This is a genomic window from Planktothrix sp. FACHB-1355, assembly GCF_014748295.1.
Classification (GTDB): Bacteria; Cyanobacteriota; Cyanobacteriia; order Cyanobacteriales; family Aerosakkonemataceae; genus Aerosakkonema; species Aerosakkonema funiforme_A.
This window is the reverse complement of record NZ_JACJUP010000713.1, coordinates 1-3713: the sequence shown is the minus strand read 5'-3', so window position 1 is coordinate 3713 and position 3713 is coordinate 1. Positions and strand designations below refer to the sequence as shown.

4 protein-coding genes are annotated in these 3713 nt (G+C 45.2%); 3 read left to right on the top strand and 1 reads right to left on the bottom strand.

Annotated features, from left to right (window positions below):
* Together bchI and H6S82_RS23560 are read left to right on the top strand one after the other, a co-directional pair.
* On the top strand, positions 1-1064 hold a 1064-nt coding region (bchI, locus tag H6S82_RS23565; protein WP_191056798.1), incomplete at its 5' end, for a magnesium chelatase ATPase subunit I.
* 179 nt (positions 1065-1243) lie between these two features.
* The gene (locus H6S82_RS23560) at positions 1244-1558 is read left to right on the top strand and encodes a hypothetical protein (protein WP_190471419.1); all 315 of its coding nucleotides are present in this window, start codon (positions 1244-1246) and stop codon (positions 1556-1558) included.
* On the opposite strand, the gene H6S82_RS23555 is transcribed toward H6S82_RS23560, so the two are convergent.
* Positions 1542-1922 (bottom strand): VOC family protein, encoded by a 381-nt coding sequence (locus tag H6S82_RS23555; protein WP_190471422.1) that lies wholly within the window; start codon positions 1920-1922, stop codon positions 1542-1544. The genes H6S82_RS23560 and H6S82_RS23555 overlap by 17 nt on opposite strands.
* A 426-nt stretch (positions 1923-2348) precedes the next feature.
* Between H6S82_RS23555 and H6S82_RS23550 the strand changes: the two genes are divergently transcribed.
* On the top strand, positions 2349-3431 hold the full coding sequence (locus tag H6S82_RS23550; RefSeq protein WP_190471430.1) for a class I fructose-bisphosphate aldolase: 1083 nt from the start codon (positions 2349-2351) through the stop codon (positions 3429-3431).
* Positions 3432-3713: the final 282 nt, after the last annotated feature.

Here is a 3713-nt window from a genome sequence, read left to right as displayed (position 1 = left end):
TCTTTGTCAAATCGGCGGCCCGCCGTGTTGTTTTTCCCTTTACGGCTATTGTTGGCCAGGAGGAAATGAAACTGGCGCTGCTGTTGAATGTCATCGATCCGAAGATTGGCGGTGTGATGATTATGGGCGATCGCGGTACGGGTAAATCTACCACGATCCGCGCTTTGGCTGACCTTCTGCCCGAAATCGATGTAGTTGCCGATGACCCATTCAACAGCGATCCCAGCGATCCTGACCTGATGAGCGATGTGGTGCGCGATCGGCTGACTCGCGGAGAGGAAATTCCTACAGTAAAGAAAAAAGTATCGATGGTTGACTTACCCTTGGGTGCGACAGAAGACCGGGTTTGCGGCACGATCGATATTGAAAAAGCACTTTCTCTTGGCGTGAAAGCATTTGAACCGGGACTGCTGGCAAAAGCAAATCGCGGTATCCTCTACGTTGATGAAGTCAACTTGCTCGACGACCACTTGGTAGATGTGTTACTGGACTCCGCTGCTTCCGGTTGGAATACGGTAGAACGCGAGGGTATTTCCATTCGTCACCCCGCTCGTTTTGTTCTGGTTGGTTCTGGAAACCCCGAAGAAGGAGAATTGCGTCCCCAGCTGCTCGATCGCTTCGGGATGCACGCGGAAATCCGTACAGTCAAAGAACCGGCTCTGCGCGTGCGAATCGTGGAACAAAGAGCCGAATTCGATCAAAACCCGCCAGAATTCATCGAAAAATACAAAGAACCGCAAGAAGCTATCCAAAAACAGTTGGAAGTAGCGCAAGAAATACTGCCTTCGGTGGTAATCGATTACGATCTGCGGGTGAAAATTTCCGAAGTTTGTGCTGAACTTGATGTAGATGGCTTGCGCGGCGATATCGTAACCAATCGAGCCGCTAAAGCCATAACTGCTTTTGAAGGTCGAACCCAAGTGCAAGTAGACGATATCCGTCGGGTGATTACTTTGTGTTTGCGTCACCGACTTCGTAAAGACCCGCTAGAGTCGATCGATTCTGGCTACAAGGTGGAAAAAGCCTTTAACCGCGTATTTGGGATCGAAGTAAAAGAAGGTTAGGTAGCATTTTGTAGGGTGCGTCAGATATGAAAGTTTTTCCGATAGTTTTAATCTGTCTGTATGACGCTCCCTAAACAATTTTAGATTTTGGATTTTAGATTTTAGATTCAATCTCAATCCAAAATCTCTAATTTCAAATTTCCTACTGACAAGTGACAACGGAGCGAGACTAAATTAATATGAGACCTTGGCAATTTTGGTGGAATATCTTAATAGTTTCCAGCGAGTACAATCCGCCTCGATTTGTTGAGCTAATCATGTTGGCGCTGGCAATGGTAACCCTTGCACTTTGGGGAATTACAAATGAATGGCCTTTCTTGGTGTTAAGCTTAAGCTATGTAGTCGGTTCTTCTACATCGATTTTAGTGGGAGAGGCGATCGCACCTTCGACAAATCATATTTTGCTGCAATCCCTCGCCGTCCTGGGTTTAATTTTTAGTTTTTACTTTTTTCTAGATTTTTTCATGGGTGTTAGCATCATCCCCCATTTTTAGATTCGTGCAGAATCAGGCGATTGCCAGCCGGATCGTAAGCATAAATTTCTCTGCCGTGAGAGGCGGAAATAATTTGTCCCGGAGGCGGGTAACCCAAAGCTGTAAAATGCGCGATCGCATCCTCTAAGCTGCTTACTTCCAAACACAAACTCATCCCACTTTGCGATGAATTGTTAAATTCTTCCCGCTCGCTATTTCTAGGTTTAAATATTCCCAAACGCAACCCCGGCAGATGAAATTCAGCATAAACATTAGGTATGTGGGGTTTGGGTTGCTGACCGAGCATTTGAGTATAAAAATTTATCAGTGTTTCGATATCAACAGCAGCCAAGGTAACGAAAGCGTCGGTATATTCAAAAATCATAAAAAAATTGCACCGCGAAGAGGCGAAGAAAAAGAAGTGATATTGTGTTCGGTTGCATCGGTAGTCTAAGACTGATGCTCTCATGTTATCTGTGGGAATTATGGGTTAAATTTTTACCGCAGATGTAGGCAGATTAACGCAGATTAACGCAGATAAGAACACATTTTTTTATGCAACCGATGCTACCGGACATGATATAACCGAAAAAAAGCGGTTTCCAGCCACCCATTTCAATGGGAATCATCAAGAAATTTTGACGAATATTGTAGAGCCATTTCATGAAACGTCTCTACAATATTCAAGGCCCAATCAATCCAAAATCCCAAATCCCAAATCCAAAATTGGGTGACAGTCTGCTTTTGGAGAGACACAACCTGAGCGAGAGTACTGCCAAAATGGGAAATAGAAGTTTTGAGGAAAACTGCTATGACTGCAACGCTATCTATACCCAGATCTCTGGAATCATTACTGGGTCAAGAAGCAGAAGACCTCCTCAGTTATCAAGCAAAAGTTTCTAAAGATTTATTACATCTACCGGGGCCAGACTGGATAGAACGAATTTTTGCACAGAGCGATCGCAATCCGCAAGTCTTGCGTAGCTTGCAACAGCTTTATTCTACCGGACGCCTCGCCAACACGGGTTATCTCTCCATCCTGCCAGTAGACCAAGGTATCGAACACTCTGCCGGCGCTTCCTTTGCACCCAACCCAATTTATTTTGACCCGGAAAACATTGTCAAATTGGCAATTGCGGCAGGTTGCAATGCCGTTGCTACCACACTGGGCGTTTTGGGCATGGTTTCGCGCAAATATGCCCACAAAATACCCTTTATTGTCAAGCTGAATCACAACGAACTGCTCACCGCTCCCAATAAATATGACCAAATCATGTTCGCTTCGATCGAACAAGCTTGGAATTTGGGAGCAGTAGCCGTCGGTGCTACAATTTACTTCGGTTCGGAGGAATCGACTCGCCAAATCCAAGAAGTCAGTCAAGCTTTTGCCTTCGCCCACGAATACGGTTTGGCAACTATTCTCTGGTGCTATTTGCGAAACCCTGCATTTAAGCAAGATAAAGATTACCATCTCGCGGCAGATCTGACCGGTCAAGCAAATCACTTGGGTGTGACGATCGAAGCTGATATCATCAAACAAAAGCTGCCCGAAAATAATAACGGTTACGGCGCTGTCTCCAAAGCTATCGGCAAGAAATATGGCATGACGCACGATCTTGTTTATCGCGATTTAACGACAGACCACCCGATCGATCTCACCCGCTATCAAGTTTTGAATTGTTATTGCGGTCGTGCTGGATTGATTAATTCTGGCGGTGCAGCCGGTAAAAACGATTTTGCCGAAGCAGTTCGCACGGCGGTGATTAACAAACGCGCTGGCGGTTCGGGATTAATTTCGGGTCGCAAAACTTTCCAACGTCCGTTTGAGGAAGGCGTGAAGTTGTTTAACGCAATTCAGGATGTTTATTTGTCGCCGGAAGTGACGATCGCATAATTTTGTTTCTGTTGTTCGATCGTTCTTTTGGTTGTGAAAATTGGGATAAACATTAGACATTTCCAGAAAATAATCTCAAAGGCAGGCAGGATGCCTACCCCACAAGAATTTTTGGAGATGTCTATTGTAGAGACGTTTCATAAAACGTGTCTACAGCTAAAAACTTATCTAATCGTAGGGTGGGTTAGGCACGGGCAATCTAAAAGTCAAAAGTCAAAATTCTTCCCTCTCCCTCTCCCTCTCCCTTTCCCCTTTCCCCCTTTCCCCCTTTTCCCTCTTCCC

What these genes read in the sequence shown, in the direction of transcription:
- H6S82_RS23560 (WP_190471419.1), top strand. Translation starts at nt 1,244, where the DNA reads ATGAGACCTTGGCAATTTTGGTGGAATATCTTAATAGTTTCCAGCGAG.
- H6S82_RS23555 (WP_190471422.1), bottom strand. Translation starts at nt 1,922, where the DNA reads ATGATTTTTGAATATACCGACGCTTTCGTTACCTTGGCTGCTGTTGAT.
- H6S82_RS23550 (WP_190471430.1), top strand. Translation starts at nt 2,349, where the DNA reads ATGACTGCAACGCTATCTATACCCAGATCTCTGGAATCATTACTGGGT.